Annotated in this window: 1 protein-coding gene; it reads right to left on the bottom strand. The window is 41.5% G+C overall.

What is annotated here, in order from left to right; all coding sequences use genetic code 11:
- On the bottom strand, nt 1–207 hold a 207-nt coding region (locus tag SMIDD28_RS11945; protein WP_196756384.1), incomplete at both ends, for a hypothetical protein.

The raw sequence follows: 207 nt of genomic DNA, 5'->3' as shown, positions 1-207 counted from the left end.
TTTTTCTTCGTACGCCACATCTACAGTTTGTGGGTTGTCTGTTAATGTAACTGTTTGTGCTCCAGGTGTTACTGGTTTGTACACTTTTCCATCTACAGTAATCTCTTCTGGTGTGTAGCTTACGCTATCTCCTTGATGAGTTTTATCTGCTGGTACTGTGATGTCTTTTGCTCCACCTTTGGCTTCAGTTCCAACTTTTGGTTGGTA

Source organism: Streptococcus mitis, assembly GCF_001579045.1.
GTDB classification, from domain to species: Bacteria; Bacillota; Bacilli; order Lactobacillales; family Streptococcaceae; genus Streptococcus; species Streptococcus mitis_D.
Note: the sequence above shows the minus strand (reverse complement) of the source record. Positions and strands in the feature narration are given on the sequence as shown.